Annotated in this window: 21 protein-coding genes and 1 pseudogene; 16 read left to right on the top strand and 6 right to left on the bottom strand. The window is 42.9% G+C overall.

Annotated features, from left to right (window positions below; translation table 11 throughout):
* Positions 1 to 51: 51 nt before the first annotated feature.
* The 3 genes from M1K46_RS03130 to M1K46_RS03120 form a co-directional block, all read right to left on the bottom strand.
* A complete protein-coding gene (locus M1K46_RS03130) occupies positions 52 to 606 on the bottom strand; it encodes an MEDS domain-containing protein (RefSeq protein ID WP_256224842.1) in 555 nt (184 codons plus the stop codon).
* A 275-nt stretch (positions 607 to 881) separates the two neighbouring features.
* Positions 882 to 1103, bottom strand: coding sequence for a hypothetical protein (locus M1K46_RS03125; protein ID WP_248254183.1), 222 nt, complete (start codon positions 1101 to 1103; stop codon positions 882 to 884).
* Between the two features lie 226 nt (positions 1104 to 1329).
* Positions 1330 to 2223 carry a PdaC/SigV domain-containing protein gene (locus tag M1K46_RS03120; protein ID WP_256224841.1) on the bottom strand — a complete coding sequence of 298 codons (894 nt, stop codon included), beginning with the start codon at positions 2221 to 2223 and terminating at the stop codon, positions 1330 to 1332.
* 310 nt (positions 2224 to 2533) lie between these two features.
* Between M1K46_RS03120 and poxB the strand changes: the two genes are divergently transcribed.
* Both poxB and M1K46_RS03110 read left to right on the top strand, forming a co-directional pair.
* Positions 2534 to 4258 (top strand): ubiquinone-dependent pyruvate dehydrogenase, encoded by a 1725-nt coding sequence (gene poxB, locus M1K46_RS03115; protein WP_256224840.1) that lies wholly within the window; start codon positions 2534 to 2536, stop codon positions 4256 to 4258.
* 524 nt (positions 4259 to 4782) lie between these two features.
* Positions 4783 to 5484: a polysaccharide deacetylase family protein gene (locus M1K46_RS03110; protein ID WP_256224839.1), complete on the top strand. Its 702-nt coding sequence runs from the start codon at positions 4783 to 4785 to the stop codon at positions 5482 to 5484.
* A gap of 240 nt (positions 5485 to 5724) precedes the next feature.
* On the opposite strand, the gene M1K46_RS03105 is transcribed toward M1K46_RS03110, so the two are convergent.
* On the bottom strand, positions 5725 to 6174 hold the full coding sequence (locus tag M1K46_RS03105; RefSeq protein WP_256224838.1) for a hypothetical protein: 450 nt from the start codon (positions 6172 to 6174) through the stop codon (positions 5725 to 5727).
* 107 nt (positions 6175 to 6281) lie between these two features.
* Positions 6282 to 8024, bottom strand: coding sequence for an ABC transporter ATP-binding protein (locus M1K46_RS03100; protein ID WP_256224837.1), 1743 nt, complete (start codon positions 8022 to 8024; stop codon positions 6282 to 6284).
* Positions 8025 to 8266: 242 nt separating this feature from the next.
* Between M1K46_RS03100 and M1K46_RS03095 the strand changes: the two genes are divergently transcribed.
* The 9 genes from M1K46_RS03095 (at position 8267) to M1K46_RS03055 (ending at position 15261) form a co-directional block, all read left to right on the top strand.
* Complete coding sequence (locus M1K46_RS03095) at positions 8267 to 8659, top strand: hotdog fold thioesterase (RefSeq protein WP_256224836.1); 393 nt, start codon at positions 8267 to 8269, stop codon at positions 8657 to 8659.
* A gap of 201 nt (positions 8660 to 8860) precedes the next feature.
* Positions 8861 to 9817 (top strand): sugar kinase, encoded by a 957-nt coding sequence (locus tag M1K46_RS03090; RefSeq protein WP_256224835.1) that lies wholly within the window; start codon positions 8861 to 8863, stop codon positions 9815 to 9817.
* A gap of 21 nt (positions 9818 to 9838) precedes the next feature.
* Entirely contained in the window at positions 9839 to 10486 is a 648-nt protein-coding gene (locus M1K46_RS03085; protein WP_256224834.1) for a bifunctional 2-keto-4-hydroxyglutarate aldolase/2-keto-3-deoxy-6-phosphogluconate aldolase, read from the top strand.
* An 82-nt stretch (positions 10487 to 10568) separates the two neighbouring features.
* The gene (locus M1K46_RS03080) at positions 10569 to 11570 is read left to right on the top strand and encodes a LacI family DNA-binding transcriptional regulator (protein WP_256224833.1); all 1002 of its coding nucleotides are present in this window, start codon (positions 10569 to 10571) and stop codon (positions 11568 to 11570) included.
* Positions 11571 to 11592: 22 nt separating this feature from the next.
* Entirely contained in the window at positions 11593 to 12351 is a 759-nt protein-coding gene (locus M1K46_RS03075) for a sugar phosphate isomerase/epimerase family protein (protein ID WP_256224832.1), read from the top strand.
* A gap of 38 nt (positions 12352 to 12389) precedes the next feature.
* Complete coding sequence (locus M1K46_RS03070) at positions 12390 to 13679, top strand: MFS transporter (RefSeq protein ID WP_091002491.1); 1290 nt, start codon at positions 12390 to 12392, stop codon at positions 13677 to 13679.
* Positions 13676 to 14317 carry a 3-hexulose-6-phosphate synthase gene (gene hxlA, locus M1K46_RS03065; protein ID WP_256224831.1) on the top strand — a complete coding sequence of 214 codons (642 nt, stop codon included), beginning with the start codon at positions 13676 to 13678 and terminating at the stop codon, positions 14315 to 14317. Before M1K46_RS03070 ends, hxlA begins: the two co-directional genes overlap by 4 nt.
* Positions 14310 to 14858: a 6-phospho-3-hexuloisomerase gene (gene hxlB, locus M1K46_RS03060; protein ID WP_091002495.1), complete on the top strand. Its 549-nt coding sequence runs from the start codon at positions 14310 to 14312 to the stop codon at positions 14856 to 14858. The genes hxlA and hxlB overlap by 8 nt, the downstream gene beginning before the upstream one ends.
* A 310-nt stretch (positions 14859 to 15168) precedes the next feature.
* On the top strand, positions 15169 to 15261 hold the full coding sequence (locus M1K46_RS03055; RefSeq protein ID WP_231689193.1) for a putative holin-like toxin: 93 nt from the start codon (positions 15169 to 15171) through the stop codon (positions 15259 to 15261).
* A gap of 73 nt (positions 15262 to 15334) precedes the next feature.
* On the opposite strand, the gene M1K46_RS03050 is transcribed toward M1K46_RS03055, so the two are convergent.
* A complete protein-coding gene (locus tag M1K46_RS03050) occupies positions 15335 to 15994 on the bottom strand; it encodes a GntR family transcriptional regulator (RefSeq protein WP_256224830.1) in 660 nt (219 codons plus the stop codon).
* A gap of 419 nt (positions 15995 to 16413) precedes the next feature.
* Between M1K46_RS03050 and M1K46_RS03045 the strand changes: the two are divergent.
* The 5 genes and pseudogenes from M1K46_RS03045 (at position 16414) to M1K46_RS03025 (ending at position 21685) form a co-directional block, all read left to right on the top strand.
* Positions 16414 to 17863 (top strand): annotated as a pseudogene (locus M1K46_RS03045) (aldehyde dehydrogenase family protein).
* Between the two features lie 15 nt (positions 17864 to 17878).
* Positions 17879 to 18592, top strand: a complete 714-nt coding sequence (locus tag M1K46_RS03040; protein ID WP_256224829.1) for an iron-containing alcohol dehydrogenase — start codon at positions 17879 to 17881, stop codon at positions 18590 to 18592.
* Complete coding sequence (locus tag M1K46_RS03035) at positions 18535 to 19080, top strand: iron-containing alcohol dehydrogenase (RefSeq protein WP_256224828.1); 546 nt, start codon at positions 18535 to 18537, stop codon at positions 19078 to 19080. Before M1K46_RS03040 ends, M1K46_RS03035 begins: the two co-directional genes overlap by 58 nt.
* 53 nt (positions 19081 to 19133) lie before the next feature.
* On the top strand, positions 19134 to 20333 hold the full coding sequence (locus M1K46_RS03030; protein ID WP_256224827.1) for an iron-containing alcohol dehydrogenase: 1200 nt from the start codon (positions 19134 to 19136) through the stop codon (positions 20331 to 20333).
* A gap of 53 nt (positions 20334 to 20386) precedes the next feature.
* Positions 20387 to 21685 (top strand): MFS transporter, encoded by a 1299-nt coding sequence (locus M1K46_RS03025; RefSeq protein ID WP_256224826.1) that lies wholly within the window; start codon positions 20387 to 20389, stop codon positions 21683 to 21685.
* The last annotated feature ends 23 nt before the right edge of the window (positions 21686 to 21708 follow it).

Genomic DNA, 21708 nt, shown 5'->3' with positions numbered 1-21708 from the left:
TAGCAATAGGCCACAAATAACATAATTAAGTTAAAATTCAATACTGTTTTTTTAAGAAGATGTTCTATTATACAAAGAGGACAGCGAGAAATTGTTATCTGTCATAAAATATTTATGTGCTTGTCTTAAAAGAATGCTCAATTCAGAAGTTAAACGTTCAGAAGGGTATGCGCATACCGACAGTGTATTTTTCTGTAAGACAAATTCATCTGCGATTGTTTCAAAATCGTTGAGCAACTCAGCATCCGGTTCAGAGGTATACCATTCAACATGTGCCCAAGTCCGAATAGGTAAATTGCGATTCTTTAAAGCGGATAAATCACTTTCAAAGTGGTTCACTATTGTAGTTGTATTAAAATCTCCGTTTGAAAGGTAATAATCAAAATTATTAACCATTCGCACATATGTTAGTTTTTCTTTGGTTAATAACACGTTAAGCTTCTCTTTTAATTTGGGAAGAACTTTCATGTTTTCAATAACTAGAATAATTTGATGATTCTCTAAGCCAGAGAGTATATAAGATATTAAATTTTCTAGATAAGTATCTTCGTCATTAAAACTATAAAAAATATGTCCTTCGGTAATTTTTTCATCTGAATAGTTCATAAGTCACCTCTAAGTTTAAACTTATCAAACATTATATCAAAGGTACATAAATTCGAACTGTTTCAAGAACGAGAAGCATCCATAACGGCCAGCAGTGATTTGCAATACTTGTGCCGATCAGTCAGACCGTTGATATTCTTTAATTCAAGAAGAAAAGCGATTCTGATTAAAGAATCGCGACCAGTAGTTAAAGAAATAATATTACCACTGTACAGATTTCTCTTGATTGGCCTAAATAAATGGGACGTAGTCACTTTCCGTAAAAGCTGCCATGTTTAATTACGAACGAAAAGCAGAATATTTGAACTTTCAAAAACGACCCGAAAGTTATTTCTTAAAAGACAACTTTCAGCATGTACTACATCTTCCCCTATTTTTAGAAACTCCTTACATCGGCCTGCACTGCCGATGATGGCAAAATCAGAAATTCGAAATCGTCTCGTTCTTGGAACGCTTTCAAACACAATAAGGACTACATCATTTGTTCGAGGTGACAATAGCTTACCTCCTTATAGTTGATACATTATAGGATGCGGTGATCTGACGAACCGCAATGGACAAACATGGAGTATTATCAATTATATTATAGTGATTAGTCTGATTCGCTTCCTATGGCCAGACTGTTGATGAGTCACTAGTACAATCAATCAGCTTTAGGACTCACCTGCTGGACCTAAAGAAATTAAAAAAGGAGAAGGGCATATCCCTTCTCCTAAGAATTTTTTATTTGTACACAGACCTGGGTATGTCTACTGTTGGAGTTCCTGCTGCATAAGGGGCAACAGAATACTCCCCGAATTTTAAGGTAATGCCGTTAAAGTTAAAATAAAACTGGGCATCACGTTTTATGTTCACATCACTTTGGCTGGTTACATAAAAAATATCTTTATGCTTTTTCATATAGTTATACGCATATTTTTGTACGGCCTTGTATTTCGCATCACTTGTAAGAATGTTGTTCAGTTTCAATTCTTTGCCGTCGCTGATCGTAAAGTTATACCCTTCGAGGGATGACATTCCGTGTGCACCGCCGGTATATTCATAGTCTTGAAAAAGGATACTCAGCTGCTTGCCATCATTGTATTTTACGGAATAACTGGATGAGTAATCATAATCACAGGAAAAAGGATATTCCTTGCACATTTTATCTCCCTGAATTTCCTTTTCATCTTTCAGCAATTGTAAATATTCATTATACGATTCTTTCGCATGGCTCAGCAGAGCGGCGTTGATTTTATCCTGAGCTTTTTTGCTTTTTAGTCCCTTCACTTGAGGATAGGACACAGCCTTTGTATTTTTATACTGATGCTTACTGATCGTTACACCCGTGAAAAATTTAAGATACTTGGTAGAGACATAAGCCTTCTTGCTTTTGTAGCGGATTTCAGACCAGCCGGATTTGGTTTTTGAATAAACGGATACGGTGGCGCCGGATTTTAAAGAGCCGATGATTGTAGCTTTCTCACTTGGAGCATTTCTGACATTCAGCGATGTTTTAACATTTACAAAAGCTGTCAGTACGGATGCGGCCTTTGCTTCACTATTCACAAAAAATACGGAAGCAATCAAGGCAATAGCAATGGTAACCATGGTTAGGCGGAAAATTGATTTTTTCATAAAGACTCCTTTTCTTTTTTTGATTAATGATAGAATGCGAACTTTAGTCGGTCATTGATATGTTACATTTATGTTACAGTGATTACATTGAAATTACAACAGGTATTTTAGATTCATTTTCCAGAATAGCATGATCCATTATTACTCGGTCATTTGTCACAATAGAACACCTTAACGAAGGTTTCCTTAAGCAAACGTCAGGGTAGACCTCTTTTAGGGAAGCTTTACGCTCAAACCTTCGAATATTCCAACTAACACAAGGGATAATATGGAAGAGGGTTGAGGCAATAACTAAAAAGGAGACTACATAATGAAGAAAACCGTTGCTGATCTACTGGTCGATTCGTTGAGACATGCTGGAATTGAGCGGATCTACGGGATTGTGGGCGATTCACTGAACGCGGTGCTGGATTCCATCCGCCGTTCCGGAAAAATTGAATGGATCTCGGTCCGCCATGAAGAGGTAGCGGCCTTTGCTGCAGGTTCGGATGCGATTTTAAGCAATAGTATCGCCGTCTGTGCGGGAAGCAGCGGTCCAGGTAACCTGCATCTGATCAATGGATTGTACGACTGCCATCGAAATCGGATTCCGGTGCTGGCCATTGCGGCGCACATTCCAAGCAATGAGCTCGGCGGAGAATACTTTCAGCAGACCCGTCCGGAGATGCTGTTCAGGGATTGCAGCCATTATTGCGAGGTACTGACTCGTTCGGAGCAGATGCCGCGCATGGTTACGATGGCGATGCAGCATGCGATCGGCCGCAAAGGCGTTTCAGTGATTGTATTGCCGGGCGATGTGGCTTCTCTTCATGATGAACAGACTGTGCCGGAACAAGTCATACACGTGACAGAGCCAGTCATCCGTCCATCAGAAAACGAGCTGCAAAAGCTTGCTGATTACTTGAATAAAGGAAAGAAAGTAACGCTGTTGTGCGGAGCGGGGTGTGAAGGAGCACATACCGAGGTGATGGCTCTTTGTGATGCGCTCAAATCACCGATGGTCATCGCGCTTAGAGGGAAGGAGCATCTGGAGTACGACAATCCTTACTCTGTCGGACTGACGGGGCTCATCGGCTATTCGTCCGGTTATCATGCCATGATGGACTGCGATGTGCTGCTCATGCTCGGGACAGATTTCCCGTACCGCCAGTTCTTCCCGGAGAAAGCGGTTATTTTACAGGTTGATATCCGGGCCGAGCACCTTGGCCGCCGGGCTGCGTTAACGTATGGGCTATGCGGGGATGTGAAGCATACGGTGGAGTCGCTGCTTCCATTAATAAAAGTGAAGAAAAGCACGAGTCATCTGGACAAGCATGTGAAGGACTATGCGAAAGTACGGAAGGATTTGGACAAGCTGGCCACCGGGAAAAAAGGGAAGGCACCCATCCATCCGCAGTATTTAACAAAAGTGGTCAGTGACCTCGCAACTGAGGATGCGATCTTTACCTGTGATGTGGGAAGCCCAACCTTATGGGCGGCGCGTTATCTGGAGATGAACGGAAAACGCCGGCTGTTGGGATCGTTCAATCATGGCACGATGGCCAATGCGATGCCTCAAGCGATAGGGGCCCAGGTTTCAAAAAGAAATAAACAAGTCATTGCCCTTTCCGGGGATGGCGGGCTCTCGATGCTGATGGGTGATCTTTTGACCATCAAGCAGCATCAATTGCCGGTAAAAGTTGTCGTGTTCAACAATGAGGCACTTGCTTTTGTGGAGCTGGAAATGAAAGCGGCGGGATACTTGGAAACCGGTACGGGCCTTGGACAAACCAACTATGCCGCAATCGCCGAAGGCATGGGGATCCAGGGTATACGTGTTGAAGACCCGGGTGACCTGGAGGGTGCCGTTAAACAAGCGTTTAAACATAATGGCCCCGTGCTGCTTGATGTGGTCGTCAACCGTCAGGAATTAGCTCTGCCGCCAAAAATCGAGTTCGAACAGGCGCACGGATTTACGCTCTGGATGCTCAAAACCGTGCTCAACGGCAAGGGAGACGATCTGATCGATCTGGCGAAGACGAATCTATTTAGATAGCTTATATGAAAAGAAGTGACATGCGGTGTTAGCGCATGTCACTTTTTTTAATTTCATGAAAAAGATTCCCCATCAATAGAACAGGTAGAAATATCCAGAAATAGAGAGTGTAATCCAACGTTATTAATTATGTTGGAGTTGCAGTTTTCTGTCTTACTGTCCTTTTTCTTTATTATATTCAAACCTCGGCTTGATGCCAATTACAAAGCAGAAAAGCTTTACTATCAAATCAAAAAGCACCCGTTTGGATGAAGCAGATGGGTGCTTTGTTTGTTGGCTTTGTGGTGATACTCTTTTTTTGAAAATGACATGTTTTGCAAGTAAATCTTGTCGAATCGCAAGTAACGGAAGCATTTCCGCAAGTAATTGGTGTCGAACTGCAAGTAATGGATGAACTTTCGCAAGTAAACGATGTCGAACCGCAAGTAAAATTCCACCAGGGTATATCAATCACCGGGAAAGAGGGTCCTGAGAGGTCTTTTTTGAAGTTTGCTATAATAAAAGCAAAAACACAGAGGATTATCATGAAAAAACGAATAGGAATCACCGTGTCTGTACTTCTCGTTATCATTTTTATATTATTCGGCACCTATAAATTAATGAACGCCCGCAATTTCCAGTTGTTCGGCGGGCTGACAAGCCATGTTGAAACGAAGCAAAAAGCGGTCGCTGTCACGTTTGATGACGGTCCGACAAACAAGGTGGATAAGCTGTTGCCGGTACTGGAACGATACCACGCCAAAGGGACCTTTTTTCTGATTGGAAACGAACTTCGGAAGAACATGGAGGAAGGGAAGAAGCTTGCACAAGCTGGCCATCAGATCGGCAATCATACCTATTCCCATAAGCGGATGGTGTTCAAGTCGCCTTCCTTTATCAAGCAGGAACTGAAGAAAACGAATGCGCTGATCCGCCAGACGGGTTATGAAGGGACGATCGACTTCCGGCCGCCTAACGGTAAGAAGCTGATCGGACTGCCTTACTATACTAATAAATTGCACATGGATACGATCACGTGGAGCCTCGAACCAGATACGTACTATACGTCTGTTTCGGATAAGGTTCGTTATGTTACGAAAAATGTAAAACCGGGCTCGATCATTCTGTTCCATCCGATGTATGACAAAACCGGCAATGAGCTGGAGTCGATTGATAAAACACTGTCTGCTCTGAGCAAAAAAGGCTACAAGTTCGTGACGGTAAACGAACTTCAGAAATACGAGTAAAGAGCAATAAGGGGCTGTTCAAGAAGTCTGGTAGCTGTTGATCTCCGCTCCAGGCTGCTCGCTTTCCGCGGGGCGTGCGGTGAGCCTCTTGGCGCAAGCGCCTGCGGGAGTCTCACCTGTCACGCTAGTCCCGCAGGAGTCTCGCACCTTGCACTCCAATCAACTTTTCATTGAAGATTTTTCACGTCAAAGGAGCTGCCTGAAGGTCAATTTTCAACTTTCAGGACAGCCCTTTTCTATTTATTCAGTATTTTTATGGCAAGGTTTACTGTTTGGATTGGATAAGATGCGCTGTGCCTTCTCGATATTTGACACGTCCATATATAAGGTATTGTCTTCTCCGATATAAAAAGCATTAATGGTCACCCTGCACCACAGTAGATTATATACAGCGCTAAACTGGCCGGGTACGTCTGGTGTGAAAATAAACTGAATGACGGTTTTCTGCTTATAATATACACCAAGCTTTTTTAGTATCTTTTTCAAGGTGCGGAGATCATCGCTGTTTTCACCTTCATCATTTCCAATGACCAGCCTCACCGTATTCAGGAATGTCCGGTTTCCTGCCGCACGTGTCTGTTCAAAAGCCGTGATGTTTCCGCCTTTGTCAGCGAGTGCACTTAACATACAAGCAACGGTTTCGTCACTGGCGGCAAAAAGGAACTGTTCCCTCAATCGATAATTAAACATTTTGTTGTCCCCCCTAGGATGCTATAGTATATGCCAGCATTCAGAACTTGTCCTAGGACAGATCAACTAAAGAAAATCGGCCCCGGAGATGGGAGCCGATTTTTCAATTATGCTTGTAATTCAAACTGCTTGGAATACAGGTGCGCATACGCGCCACCGCGGGCAAGCAACGCCTCGTGTGTGCCTTCTTCCTCAATGCCATCCTCTGTTAAGACGATAATCCGCTCTGCATTGCGAATGGTGGAAAGGCGGTGGGCGATGACAATCGTTGTGCGCCCTTTTGCCAAGTATTCCAGTGAGTCTTTAATGATGCTCTCACTCTCGTTATCCAGTGCACTCGTTGCCTCATCCAAAATGAGAACGGGCGGGTTCTTTAAGAATACCCGAGCGATGCTTAGCCGCTGCTTTTGGCCTCCGGAAAGCATGACACCCCGCTGTCCGATTTCGGAGTGGTAGCCGTTGGGCAGACTCATGATAAAGTCATGGGCATTGGCATGTTTGGCTGCCGCCATAATTTCCTCATCACTCGCTTCTGGACTGCCGTAGCGGATATTATCCATCACGGTTCCCGCAAAGAGATATACATCCTGCTGAACGATACCGATCTGATTACGTAACGACTTCAGGTCAAGTTCCCGGACACTCCATCCGTCGAGCAGCACATCGCCGTCCGTCACATCATAAAAGCGGGGGATGAGCGAGCATAATGTCGTTTTTCCCGCGCCGGAGGGACCGACCAATGCAACATATTCTCCCGGACATACATGAAGCGACAGATTAACGAAGACAGGGTCCAGATGGCCTTCGTAACGGAAAGAAACGTGCTTGAACTCAATGTCGCCATGTACCTTTGTTAGTGTCAGGGCATCCGGCTTGCTTTCAATAGCCGGTTGTAAGTTCATGATTTCCATAAAGCGCTGGAAGCCGGTTATTCCTTCCTGTAACTGGGTACTCATATGGGTCAGCTTTTGAATCGGTTCGACCATATAACCGATATAGAGAAAAAACGTGATCAAATCCGCCAGATCCAGCGTGTGGTGGACGATACTGGCACTGCCGAAGACGATTACCGTGATCGTAATCAGCTGAATGAGCGTCTCAACGCCATCGTAATAGATGGCCTCAGCTTTGTACGTACTCTTTCGGCTTTCGAAGAACCGCTGATTTTCCTGGTTGAACTTCCTGACTTCTACATGTTCATTGGCAAACGATTTGACGACCCGGATTCCGGAAAGGCTATCCTCAACCTGTGCGTTCACGTCTGCGATCCGCTCTTTGTTTCTTTTAAATAACCGGTTAAGCTTTTTATTGAGAACCAAAGAAAAGATACCGATGACCGGCAAGAAACAGAAAACGGCGAGCGTTAATGGCGCATTGATCATAAACAGGATCACAAAGGCTCCAAGAAAACGGACGAGATACTTCATGTAGTCCTCAGGACCGTGATGGTACAGCTCGGAAAGCAGCAGCAGGTCGTTCGTTATGCGGGACATGAGCTGGCCTGTCTTTTCCTTATCGTAAAAGCTGAAGGAAAGCTTTTGCATATGCGCGAACAGCTCACTGCGCATATCACGTTCCATCCGGCCGCCGACTTCATGGCCCTTGTAGTCCACAAAGTAGTTTCCGATATTCTGAATGGCGGCTAAAAAGAGCATCAGCCCGCCGATCCAGTACACTTTACTCAGTGCAATGGACAAGTCTCCTTCGAGAACATCCTTCGTAATGTACCGAACGAGCAGCGGAAGAATCAGAGTCACAGCGGACGCGATAAAGGCACAAGCCAATACCGAAAGAAACAAACGTAAATACGGTCTGTAATAGGAGAGAAATTTTTTTATTGGAAAATGCATGATTTACCCCTTTGTGTTTTTAGCTAGGCACACATTAGGGGGCACGCCGTTTACATTTAAGAACGTGTTCCACCCTTATATGTTTGGAGTGTTTGAGTTCTCATGTTTTTCATTTGAATTCCTCCTTATTCTTAGTTGCCTTTATTGTAAGCGATTTCCTGAAAAAGTGAAATAGCTTGTCTGCCAGCTTGCAGTCATTTATTCTGAAAATATAGTCAATTTACATAAGGGGTGTGTTTGGTATGGAAATGAAAAATTTGAAAGATACGATGCTGGGAGCACTGGGAATTGAAATTGTGGAACTGTCCGACGACCAAGCGGTAGCCACCATGCCGGTGCACTCAGCGACCCATCAGCCGTTTGGTTTGCTGCACGGCGGGGCGTCTGTCGCACTGGCAGAAACGATCGCCAGTATCGGAACCTATCATTTTATCGATGAGGAAACGGAGATGGCAGTCGGAATGGAGATCAACGCCAACCATCTGCGAGGCAAGAGGGACGGGATCGTTACAGCTACAGCCACACCGTTGCATAAAGGCAGAACGTCCATGGTCTGGGACATCAGAATTACGGATGAGGAAGGGAAGCTTGTTTGTGTTTCCCGGTGTACGATGGCGATTATGAAGAAGAAATAGATATGATCAAAAAGAGGCTTCCTGGAAGTCTCTTTTTATTGATTTCAAGTTTAAAAAGTTGATAGAAAAATAATGATTGCATTTGTAAGGGTTTTCATTTAGAATTCTACTAAACCGGTTTACCAAACCGATTTAGTAATTTTTTAATACCCTTACAGCAAGCTCTTCTTGCCGTAATTAGAAAAAGAAAGGGGTATGAATTTGTCATTGAACTATGGAATCCTAACTTTAGGTGACGCAATGATCACCTTAAATCCAGCAAGCACTGGACCATTACGATTTGTTTCGACCTTTGAAAGAAAAGTAGGAGGGGCAGAACTGAACTTTGCCATCGGCTGTGCCAGACTGGATCTTCGTTCAAAATGGATCAGCCGGCTCGGAAAGGATGAGTTTGGAAGAGTTATTTATAACTTTGCCAAAGGTGAAGGGGTGGATGTGGATGATGTTGCCTTTGTGGAAGGGTATCCCACTTCTTTAAATGTAAAGGAAATCCGTGAAGATGGTTCAGGAAAAACCTTTTACTACCGCCATCAATCACCTGTTTTAACCCTTGAACCTGATGATATAAAGGAGGAAATGTTTGAAGACATTGATGTTGTTCACCTGACAGGTGTCTTTCTGGCGATTCACCAAAAAAATATGCATATTGTCCAAAAGGTGATCGCTATAGCCAAAGAAAAAGAATTACTGATTTCCTTTGATCCGAACATACGGTTAAAGCTGTGGAGCCTAGATGAAGCAAGAGCGGCGTATCAAACGCTATTTCCAGACATCGATATTTTGCTGACAGGCCGTGATGAGATCAAGAGCATTATCGGAAGTGATAAGGAAGAGGAATTAACCTCATTTGCTGAACGTTATTCCATCAGCCAGCTGGTCATTAAGGACGGAGCCCGTGGTTCGGCGCTTTATTCCAATCATCAATGGCTGCATCAGGAGGCATTCCCGGTAAATCCTGTCGATACAGTTGGGGCTGGGGACGGATTTGATGCCGGATATTTGTACGCTCTTCTTCATGGATTTGAACCGGAAAGACGACTGGAATTTGCCAATGCTGTGGGAGCTCTTGTCACCACGGTTTCCGGTGATAATGAAGGCTTGCCGCTATTGGAAGAAGTTTTTTCTTTTATCAACAAGGAAGCAGTGGTTGAACGCTAAATGACGAAAGGAGGAGAAAAGATGCTGCCAAAATACTCAGTTTTTCAGAAGCTGATGGAATCACAGGTCGTTGCAGTCATCCGCGGCAAAGATAGCCATGAAGCTGTACAAGTGTCTAAAGCGGCCATCGAGGGAGGAATTAGGGCTATTGAGCTTACCTATACGACCCCTCAAGTAGAAGAGGTATTTAAGGAACTAAGACAGTTGAATGTTCTATTGGGAGCAGGCTCTGTCATGGATTCAGAAACAGCTCGCCATGCCATTCTCTCGGGAGCTCAGTTTATTGTCAGTTCCCATTTCGTGAAAGAAATTGCAGCACTCTGTAACCGGTACAGTGTTCCATATCTGCCGGGCTGCATGAACATTGGAGATATGGCAAAAGCGCTTGAAGCTGGGTGTGACGTGCTAAAGCTGTTTCCGGCAAATGCTTTTGATCCTTCTTTTATCCGCTCGGTTAATGGTCCACTGCCGAATGTGCGCATCATGCCTACCGGTGGAATATCGCTGAACAATATGAATGAATGGCTCAATGCAGGAGCAGTTGCTGTCGGTGTTGGCAGCGATCTGACAAAAGCCTATCAGAAGGGCGGCTATGCAGAAGCTGTGTCGCTAAGCAGAAAGTATATCCATACATTAAATCAATTCTCGGAGGTGGCGGCGGATAGGTGAGACCCATCAAAATCCCCGATTGTAAAGCACTTTCAGGTGTCTTATAATGTTTGAATTGAATGAATAAGACAGGGATGATGACATGAAAAACATTACGATAGCTGATGTAGCCAAACATGCGGGAGTATCAAAAAGCACCGTATCTCAATTCTTAAATAACAGATTTGATTATATGAGTGAAAAAACAAAAAGAAAAATTGAAGCAACCATTGAAGAATTAAACTATCAGCCTAATATTGTAGCCCGAAGTTTAAAGCAAAAAGCAACGTTCACTGTCGGAGTAGTAGTTGCCAATATTCTTCACACCTTTTCCACGCAAATTATAAGGGCAATGGAAGATGCGTTTCACGAACAAGGCTATCAGATTATTGTGTGCAATGCAGACGACGAGCCGGAAAAAGAAAAGAAGTATATTGAGATGCTTCTGGCCAAGCAAGTGGATGGAATCATGATTTTCCCGACAGGCAGCAACCTCGATCTGTATGAACGAATGAAGCAAATGCAATTTCCGGTTGTTTTTGTGGACCGAACGATTAAGGATTTGAACATTGCCACGGTTATGCTCGATAACCATATGGCAGCAAAACTGGCTGTTGATCAATTGGTGAAAAATGACCGCAAGCGAATATCGCTGGTTACCACATCGATTATTCGCAGCATAACCCCGCGAATCGAACGCCTTGAGGGGTATAGGAATGCTTTGAATGCCCACGGCCTTCCGGTAAAAGAAGAGTATGTGAAGAGTGCAGCTGCCGATCAGCTGCCGGCAGTACTTGAGGAAATGTTTAACCTTCCTGCACCCCCGGACGCAATATTGGCCGGAAATGATATTGTCCTGAATGAAGTGCTGAGATTTATGAAGGGGCGGAACTTAAGCATCCCGGACGACGCAGCAGTGATTGGCATTGATGAAGTGCCGTTCGCAAGCTTTTTTACGCCTCCTATTACAACAGTAGCGCAGCCAGCGGTTGAAATGGCGGGAAAAGCCGTTGACCTGCTGCTGAGCCAGATCAAAAACAAAGACGAGCGGGATTTAGGGGTCTTTCGCTATAAGCCAAGTCTTATCGAAAGAGATTCAGACTGATCCCTCGGGTAAGGGGGAATATATGCAGAATGCCTTTATTACATTAAATTCCTTTCAGGCTGAAGAAGTCTTAGAGAAGGGACAGGGGCACTTCCTTCCGCTTATTGCTCAAGCAGGGGCCCACGGTGCGGAGATCAGAAGAGAACTTTTTACTGGCGATTCGTTCTCTTTGCAAGAACTTCGCACCCAATTGGAGGAGTATCATTTAACCTCCGTTTATTCGGCACCTGTTGAATTATTTAATGAGTCAGGATCGTTAAATAAAGAGGCGGTTGCATTGACTATTATGGAAGCGATTACAATTGGTGCCTCCATTGTGAAATTCTCACTCGGCCATTACAGCATGCAAACATCAAGGGTCATGGAGTTAAAAGTATGGCTTGCTTCATTAAAAATAGAGAATCTCGATTTGCAAATTACGATTGAAAATGATCAGACGGCACATGGCGGTTCCATTAAAAAAATCCACCATTTCCTTAAGGAATCAAAGACACTGCAGGTTCCTGTAAAAATGACATTTGATATTGGGAATTGGGCGTTTACAGGGGAAGACGTTTTGTCTGCCGCAAAATTACTATCTGAATATGTCGTCTATCTGCATTTTAAATACGTAGACCAACGGAATGATAGACTTGTAACCCTGCCATTGCCCAAGGATGATGCTTCCGAATGGAAGAACCTCATTCGGTATTTTTCAACTGATATTCCGAGAGCCATTGAGTTTCCTTTAACGGATGGTGATGAAGCGTTAAATTATACTTCTCTTCTTGCTGAAGCGTGAGGAACTTAACAAAAAATGACGATAAAGGAGTGTTTCCAATGATGAAGAATAGTGATCCATTAGCAAGTAGAAAGCGCTGGATGATCTTAATTCCAATCGCTTTTATTACCTATAGCTTAGCGTATCTTGATCGTGCGAACTATGGTTTTGGTGTTGCAGGTGGAATGGGTGAAGATTTGAATATTACGACCTCTGTTTCATCCCTCCTGGCTTCCTTATTCTTTTTAGGTTATTTCTTTTTTCAGATTCCCGGAGCGATCTATGCTGAAAAGAAAAGTGCAAAGAAGCTCGTCTTCTGGTCATTGATTCTTTGGGGAGGTCTTGCAACAGCTACCGGTTTTGCAACCCATGTCACCTGGCTTTATCCTATCCGTTTCTTTCTGGGGGTTGTTGAAAGCGCTGTTATGCCGGCGATGCTCGTCTTTTTAAGCGGCTGGTTCTTAAAGGCTGAGCGTTCTCGTGCCAACACATTTCTAATTTTAGGAAACCCGGTTACGGTTTTATGGATGTCTATTTTATCCGGTTATTTGTTAAAAGCGTTCGATTGGCGTACAATGTTTATTTTTGAAGGGGCTCCTGCCATTCTATGGGCGTTTATCTGGTGGAAACTTGTGAATGACCGTCCTAAGGAAGCGAAATGGCTGACGGCTGAGCAGAAAAAGAACTTGGAAACTGAGCTTCAAAAAGAACAAACAGGGATGAAACCTGTGAAAAATTACCGTGAAGCCTTTAAAACAAAGAAAGTCATTTATCTTTCTCTCCAATATTTCTTCTGGAGCATTGGTGTTTATGGTTTTGTGATGTGGCTTCCTTCCATTATTTCAAAAGCGTCCAAAATGGACATCGTGGCCACAGGCTGGCTTTCAGCTGCCCCTTATGTTCTTGCGGTAATTGGAATGCTGCTCGTTTCCTATTACTCTGATAAAACCCTCAATCGTAAAAGCTTTGTATGGGTTTCACTGCTGATCGGTGCCCTCGCATTTTATGGTTCCTATGCAGTAGGCACGTCAAACTTCTGGGTATCGTTTGGTCTCTTAGTGATCGCTGGCGGGGCAATGTATGCACCATATGGGCCGTTCTTTGCCATCATTCCAGAGATTCTGCCGCGAAACGTTGCAGGAGGAGCCATGGCCTTGATCAATAGCATGGGTGCTTTAGGATCATTTGTAGGCAGTTATTTTGTAGGCTACCTGAACGGAGCGACGGGCGGACCAAGCGCATCCTATATCTTTATGGCAGGTTCCCTTGTGCTATCGGTCATCTTTACGTTGCTTGTGAAAATCAACAATGAGCATAGCGTTCAAAAAATGGAGGCTCAGTCCCTGTGAATATTCAACTTGCTCTGGATCGGTTATCGATTGAAGAAGCTTTGTCCATAGCTGAAAAAGTGGAGCCGTATATCGACTGGATTGAGGTAGGCACTTCGTTGATTAAAGAATTCGGTATGGAAAGTGTACGGAGTTTAAAGGAAGCTTTTCCTCATAAAACGATCGTGGCAGACAGTAAGACGTTTGATAATGCCGTTTATGAATTTGAGCTTTGTTTTGCAGCAGGTGCCGATGTGGCAACGGTGCTCGGAACAGCCCCTCTTGTCTCTATTGAAGCCTGTATGGAGACCGCTAAAAAGCATGGCAAACAGGTCATGATTGATCTGCTTAACACATCAGAGGAACAAGTAAAGATGTGCAGTCAATTGGAGGATGCTATCCTTTGTACACATGTAAGTAAAGATCAGCAGGAAAGCGGAGAAGATCATGGCCGGTTGCATGTCCCGTCTTTTTCTGGCCAGCAAGTAAATACAGCGGTCGCCGGCGGGATTTCGATTGATTCCTTTTCTGACACAGCAAAATATGATCCTCACGTTGTCATTATCGGGTCTGGCATCACAAAGGCTGAGGATCCAGCGCTTGCTGCTAAAACCTTTTATGAGATGGCAAAACAGCATAAGGAGAATGCTCATGAATGATTTGAACAGCATATTGCTTGAGATACAAGGTGTGTTGAACCAGGTTGAGCCCAATCTCGTAGAGTCTGTTTCGGAGCAGATAGGATTGGGTGAACGTATTTTTGTAACAGGTGAGGGCAGATCAGGATTTATGGCGAAATCTTTCGCTATGAGATTAATGCATTTAGGCGCATCCGTTTTCGTGGTGGGGGAGACGATTACTCCGGCTTTGGAATCGGGTGATGTGGTTGTAGCAGTGTCCGGATCAGGAACAACCAAAAGTGTTGTGAATACGGCTGAAAAGGCAAGAGAGCTTGGATGCCCGGTCATTGCCATTACAACAAAAACGGATTCTGAATTAGCTGGGCATGCAACCCTTGTGGCGTACCTTCCTGCAGCTACAAAGTACAGAGGAGATAACGAAGCAGCAAGCATTCAGCCTTTGGGTTCTCTTTTCGATCAATGTGTACACGTTTTTTGCGACGCGGTTTGCTTGAGCTATGGAGCAAGGCAAACAGAAGATAATGAATCGGCTTTTATGCGTCATAGTAATTTGGAATAGTGCTGATTAAAACTAAATCGATTTAGTGAGTGTTTTGAACCTCGAAGTCTTGGTGACTTCGGGGTTCTTTTTTGTAAGGAGGGATTATTGCTTGTGCGGAGAAGTCTGAATTTTCAGACCGGAACAATTAATTGCCAGTTAGGCTCAATTATTTTGAATTAGAATCAATTAATTCTCCGTTAGACTCAATTATTTCAATTTCGGCTCAATTCCGTCCTCAAGCCACTCCAGATTCAGCTGAAATTTTCCAAAAAAACTGTATAGGACAAATTTGGTGCCGGGGAGACTGAAAATAAAGGAGGCGATGTTAATGAACACATTCGAAGTCATCTCGTTAATGCTTAGTTTTGGAATGTTTGTTATCGCTGTTCTCGATTTTCATAACCATGATAAGAAGTCCTAGTATGCTGCGGCGGAGAAACATAAAGGTAAAATAAAGATAGAAGCCGATTCTATGATAGAGTTGGCTTCTTTGGTTACGCTTTTCTCAATAACCGTTTTATAGAATCCTGAATATGGCTGGAAACAGCATTTTCTGCTCTTAAAACATCTCGCGTTCGAATGGCTTCGATAATCTCCAAATGTTCAGAAGGGGCCTCCCTTTGATCAACCTCACCTCTTACATAATAAAAACGGCCGATATGAAGATGACAATGCATTCCTTCGTATGCCTTGCACAGAAAATTGTTTCCGCCGGCTTCCATTAAGGCAATATGAAATTGTTGATCTAAATGCGTGAAGTCGAGTATTTTTTTATTGGGTATGTCCGAATGGATTGAAAACATTTGTTCAGTGAGCCTGGTCATTTCTTCCGCTACAGACAGATTATTGGTTCGGATAATGTTTTGGATGGCATGAGTCTCCATCAAAACACGTGCTTCTAACATCTTGGACATGTTGTCGTTATCTAGGATATCACTGACCCGATACCCTTTATTTGGTTCTAAAACGACTAATTTCTCGGAATGAAGGCGAGACAAGGCTTCTCTTAAAGGTATGGCGCTAATACTGATTTCCCGAGTTAAATTTCTAATGTTTATTTTTTCTCCAGGAGATAAACTCCAATCGAAAATTCTCTCTTTTAACAAATTATAGACATATTCCGTTGTCTCTCCTCGTTCTTTCTCTCTTATCATTGAAAGTCTCCTATCTTACTACATTTTCATTATATCAAGATTACCATTTTGTAATGTGTCACAGCAAAGTAATATAATATCTCATTAAAATTATATATTATTTTTTTGGCTAATTTCATTCAAGGGAATAAAAAATAATTTAGAAATATAATACTGCATTTTTGTAAAACTTGATTAAATCAGGATTTTTAATAGTCTAACTTAATTTATACTATTTTTTCTTATTTTGAATATTTACACAATAATATATTATGTGATATATTCTTAAAAAATAATATATTATTTAGAATGAAATCATCTTCAGTAAGAAAAAGAAATGAACATGTGATTTATTGTCCTGATGGAGCAACAGATTGATGGTAATTAAATTACATGTTATTTGAAAGCGCTTTATTTTTAAAATACGTCTTCTAGGAGGAATGGAAGTGAGAACAACAATAAATACATCAAGCGCATTTTTTGGACATTTTATAAATGGAGAATGGATTACTGATCAAAATACAATCCCTGTAGTTAACAAATATACGTATGAAGAGATTTCACGGATCGGCAGTGCATCCAGGAAGACAGTTACTGAAGCTGTTACTAATGCATTACATACTTTTCAGACAAAGAAACTGGATTCCAATCAAAGATATGAGATTTTAATGCGGGCTGCAGAAATAGTAAGAGAGAGAAAAGAAGAACTGGCTATGATTCTTGTAAGTGAAGTAGGTAAAGTATTAAAAGATGCCCGGGGGGAAATCGATAGAGGAATTCAAACGCTGATTACTTCTGCTGAAGAAGCTAAACGGATTGCTGGCAAAGGTGTGCCTTTAGGGCAGCCGGGAAATGAAAATAAAATGGCGTATACGATACGTGTTCCAGTAGGGGTTATTGGTGCTATAACACCGTTTAACTTTCCATTTAATCTAACTTTACATAAAGTTGCACCAGCGATTGCCGCAGGAAACACAGTAGTTTTAAAACCGGCTGAAGTAACTCCCCTTATTGTGTGCAAGATTACAGAAATACTAACAGAAGCTGGATTACCTGCAGGGTTTCTGAATGTTGTCAACGGACGTGGCCAAGAAACGGGCCAATATCTTTTAGAAGATGAGCGCATCGCAATGTATACATTTACAGGCAGTGCAGCCGTTGGGCGTCAAATTAAAAGTAAGACGGGAATCCGAAAGGTTACATTGGAGTTAGGTAACAATTCACCCAATATTATTCACAAAGATGTATCTGATATCGACAGAGCTGCAGATTTATGTATTACGAGGGGTTTTTCAAATGCAGGACAGGCCTGTATTTCCGTACAACGCGTCTATGTCCTATCGTGACATTTATCATTCATTTGTAGCAAAAGCTATAAAAGTTGCCGAGTCTTTGAAGATTGGGGATCCTGCCGATTCTGCGACCGATATAGGGCCGATGATATCAGAAAAAGAAGCAAGAAGAGCAGAAGAATGGATTCAGGAAGCCGTTCATCAGGGGGCAAAAGTGATATACGGCGGGGAAAGGCAAGGGGCTATTCTTAAACCAACCATTTTAGTAGATGTCACTGAAAAGATGAAGGTGGTATGTGAAGAGGTTTTTGCACCTGTCATAAGCATTATTCCTTTTGACCAAATTGAAAAGGCATTCGAACAAGCGAATCATTCGGCATTTGGCTTGCAGGCCGGTCTGTTTACATCCGATCTCCATTTAGCGATGCGAGCCACAAGGGAGCTCCATTTTGGCGGGGTCATTATCAATGATGTGTCTACATATCGCGCTGATGTTATGCCCTATGGTGGTGTAAAGGACAGTGGAATTGGTAAAGAAGGTCCTCATTTTGCTATTCAGGAAATGACAGATGAAAAGCTTGTTGTGATCAATTTGTAAGGAGGGGTGAAAGGTATGAGAACTACATGGGATTTTTATTCTACAGAGAGAATTGTATTTGGGAATGGGGCAATTCAGCAACTGGGTGAAATTCTTCAAAGGCTTGGAGCAAAAAATGTTCTGCTTATTTCTGATCCTGGAATTAAACAGGCCGGCATTGTTGATAAAGTTTTAGCTCTTTTAGAGCAGGCCAACTACCATGCTGTTGTTTATGATCAAGTTATACCAGAACCCCCAATAGATTCAGCCTTGGAGTGCTATGAGTTTGCCAAGTCACAAAATACCGATGCCGTTATTGGGTTGGGGGGAGGCAGCAGCATAGATATGGCAAAGATTGTTGCCCTTCTGGTCGCGCATGGAGGACATCCGCTTGATTATTATGGAGGGGAAAATCAGGTTCCAGGACCAATTGCTCCTTTAGTAGCAATTCCAACGACAGCCGGAACCGGTTCTGAGGTCACATCGGTTTCAGTATTGACTGATGTTAAGAACAATCTAAAAGTGGGAATTTCGGATAATTATCTTCGGCCCACTGTTGCGTTGCTTGATCCCGAGTTAACCATTGGCCTTCCTTCATACGTAACAGCTTGCTCAGGAATAGATGCCTTATCCCATGCCATTGAGGCATACACAGCTAACCATTTTCATTTATCCAAGCAGAAGGCCGTATTTTGTTTCAAGGTTCAATTCCCATTAGTGATGCTCTTGCTTACAGGGCAATTGAATTAATTTCCAAGAATCTTCCGCTCGCGGTACAGCAAGGGACAAATCTTGAAGCACGCTCAAATATGTTATTGGGCAGTCTGCTTGCTGGAATGGCTTTCTCAAATGCTGGAACTGCGGCAGCCCATGCGTTAGCTTATCCCATTGGGGGACTTGTAAAATCCCCACATGGAGAAGTGACAGGGCTCCTGCTGCCATATGTAATGGAATTTAATACGGCAGTAGAAACAGAAAAAATGGTGAAAATTTTAAAAGCTTTTGACATCAACCCTGATGGTTTATCCAGAAAGGAAGCGGCATTGGCTGCTTCAAAAGCTGTCTTTAACTTACTTGAGACGATTGGATTGCCTACACACCTTTCAGATATAGGAATAAAAGAAGAAGATGTTTCCGAAATTGCGGAGAAAACTTTGCAGATTGACCGTTTGGTCCGAAATAATCCGAGGGTCCCCACTCTCCATGGTTTGGAAGAATTGCTTCGAAAAGCCTTATAAAAGATCAAAGTGGCATTTGATTTAAGAAAGTGAAACAGAAAGGGGTTCAAACATTGTCGTTTACTTATTTTATGCCTACCCGAGTGGAATGCGGAAACGGTATGTCTAAAAAGACAGGAGAATTAGTTAATGAACTGGATGTTTCCAGGGTTTTAATTGTAACTGATAAAGGGGTAAGGTCAGCGAATCTGTTAGAAGGAATCATGAAGTCGCTCCATGCAGTTAATTTGGTATATGAAATCTATGATGAGGTAGAGCCGAACCCATCCGCTGACACTATTCGAAGAGGTACCGAGGTTCTTAGGCGAAGAAATTGTGATGCAGTACTTGGTGTCGGTGGCGGAAGCAGTATTGATACCGCAAAGGCAATAGCAGTAATGGCTGTGAATCCCGGTGATATCCTTGATTATGAGGGTGTGGGCATGATTAAGATTCCCCCACTGCCAATTATTGCGATCCCTACTACAGCAGGAACCGGCAGTGAAGCCACAAATTCGTCAGTAGTGACCAACAAAGAAACTTCCTTTAAGCTGGGTGTGCTAAGTTCCTATTTATTTTCAGATCTAGCGATACTTGATCCAGCTCTTACCCTCCAGCTGCCACAGGAAATTACAGCCTCGACCGGAATGGATGCTTTAACGCATGCCATTGAGTCTTATACATCTAAAACTGCTAATCCGGTTAGCCAGGGATATGCTATACAAGCTATTAAAATGATTGGTGAGCATTTGCCAAAGGCGTATTTTAGGGGAACGGATATTGAAAGCAGGGAAAAGATGCTTGTTGCTGCAATGCTTGCTGGAGTTGCGTTTTCCCAATCACGTCTGGGAAATGTGCATGCCATATCGCATACGCTGGGTGGCACGTTTGATATTCCTCATGGCATTGCAAATGCAGCATTACTGCCTTTTGTGATGAAATTTAACTTGCCGGCATGTGCTGCGCAATATAAAGATATTGCCATTGCTTTAGGTAGAGAAGTCAATGGTCTTCCTGAGATGGAGGCTGCCAAAGAGGCGATTGAAACGGTTATCAGAATGAATGAGTCAATGAATATCCCCCTCAATATAAAGGACTTGGGCGTTTCGTTACAATTAATGGAAAAGCTTGTGGAAGACTCAATGAGAAGCGGGAATGTACATGTGAATCCAAGGCTTACAAGGCCTGCTGATATTCAGGCGATCATTGAAAAGGCTTATCATGGTGATCTGGAAGACAGCTATAACGAACACAATAAAATGAGCGTACTTTGACTTAGTTTTTGGAAGCGTATTCAACTTATAAATGAAAAATAAGAGGTGAGCGTATGAAGAAAACGAATGGAAGATGGCTGGTAGTTGTCCTTCTTTTCATTGCTACAACAGTGAACTATATGGACCGGGCCATTCTGGGAATTGCAGGGCCTTCGATGATGAAAGATCTTTCTCTTTCAACCGTTCAATTTGGCATCTTAGGATCCGCATTTTTTTGGTCGTATGCTTTAATGCAAATTCCAGTGGGGATGATTGTAGACAAATTAGGGGCACGAGTAACGTATTCAATTGCTATTGTTTGGTGGTCTTTATGTACGGTATTCACGGGACTGGGCCGGTCTATCGGTACATTGATCGGAATCCGTGTCCTGATGGGAATTGGAGAAGCACCTGCATTTCCAACAAATACTAGAGTAATCTCTGATTGGCTGCCTGCGAATGAACGGGGGGTTGCAAACGGAATATTTAACTCAGGAACAGCAATTGGAATTGGAATTACAACTCCGGTACTGGCATGGATCATTGAAAAATGGGGCTGGCAGATGGCTTTTGTCGTCATCGGATCCATTGGGTTTATCTGGCTGGCGTTCTGGCTTTTCTTTTTCCGAAATCAACCAAGCCAAAGTGCCATTGCGAATAAAGCCGAGGTTAATTATATTGCAGCGGGACAAACAGAAACAAAAAGTGAGCTTGCTATTAAAGTCTCACCATTAAAATTTCTAAGGTATAGAAATGTATGGCCCATGCTATATGGCTTATTCGCACATAATTACTTGACCTATTTAATGATGACCTGGCTGCCTACTTATCTAGTAGTAGAAAGGCATATGACCCTGTTAAAGGCCGGATTTTTTACAATGCTTCCATGGATTATGTCTTTCCTGGGGAACATTCTTGGCGGTGTTCTATCTGACTGGTTAATCAGAAGAGGATGGAATTCTATTAAAGCCAGAAAAACGATTTTGGCGATCGGTATGCTTTTTCCGTTATTTATTATTCCGACCATATATACAAAAGATGCGATGACAGCACTTATCTTTATCTCTATTGCCATTGGCGGTGAGGGGTTGGCAGCGGGTATTTTATGGGCAACTGTTTCGGATGTCGCTCCGATTGGGGCTGAAGGAAAGCTGGCAGGATTGCAAAACTTTGTAGGAAATCTAGCTGGATGGCTCGCTCCTGTAGTAACCGGGCTGCTCATTTCTCAATTTAAAAATTTTACCATTGCGCTGATTATACCAATAGTCATTTGTGGAATTGCTTCATTAGCCTATACATTCATTATTAAAAATCAGAGAATATCGTTCAACGAAGAAAACACAGAGGAAAAAAATGTCGCAACCGGCATGTAACCCATTAATAAGAGGAGGATTTA

It is taken from the genome of Fictibacillus sp. WQ 8-8, from assembly GCF_024494405.1.
In the GTDB taxonomy this organism is placed as follows: Bacteria; Bacillota; Bacilli; order Bacillales; family Fictibacillaceae; genus Fictibacillus_C; species Fictibacillus_C marinisediminis.
Note: the sequence above shows the minus strand (reverse complement) of the source record. Positions and strands in the feature narration are given on the sequence as shown.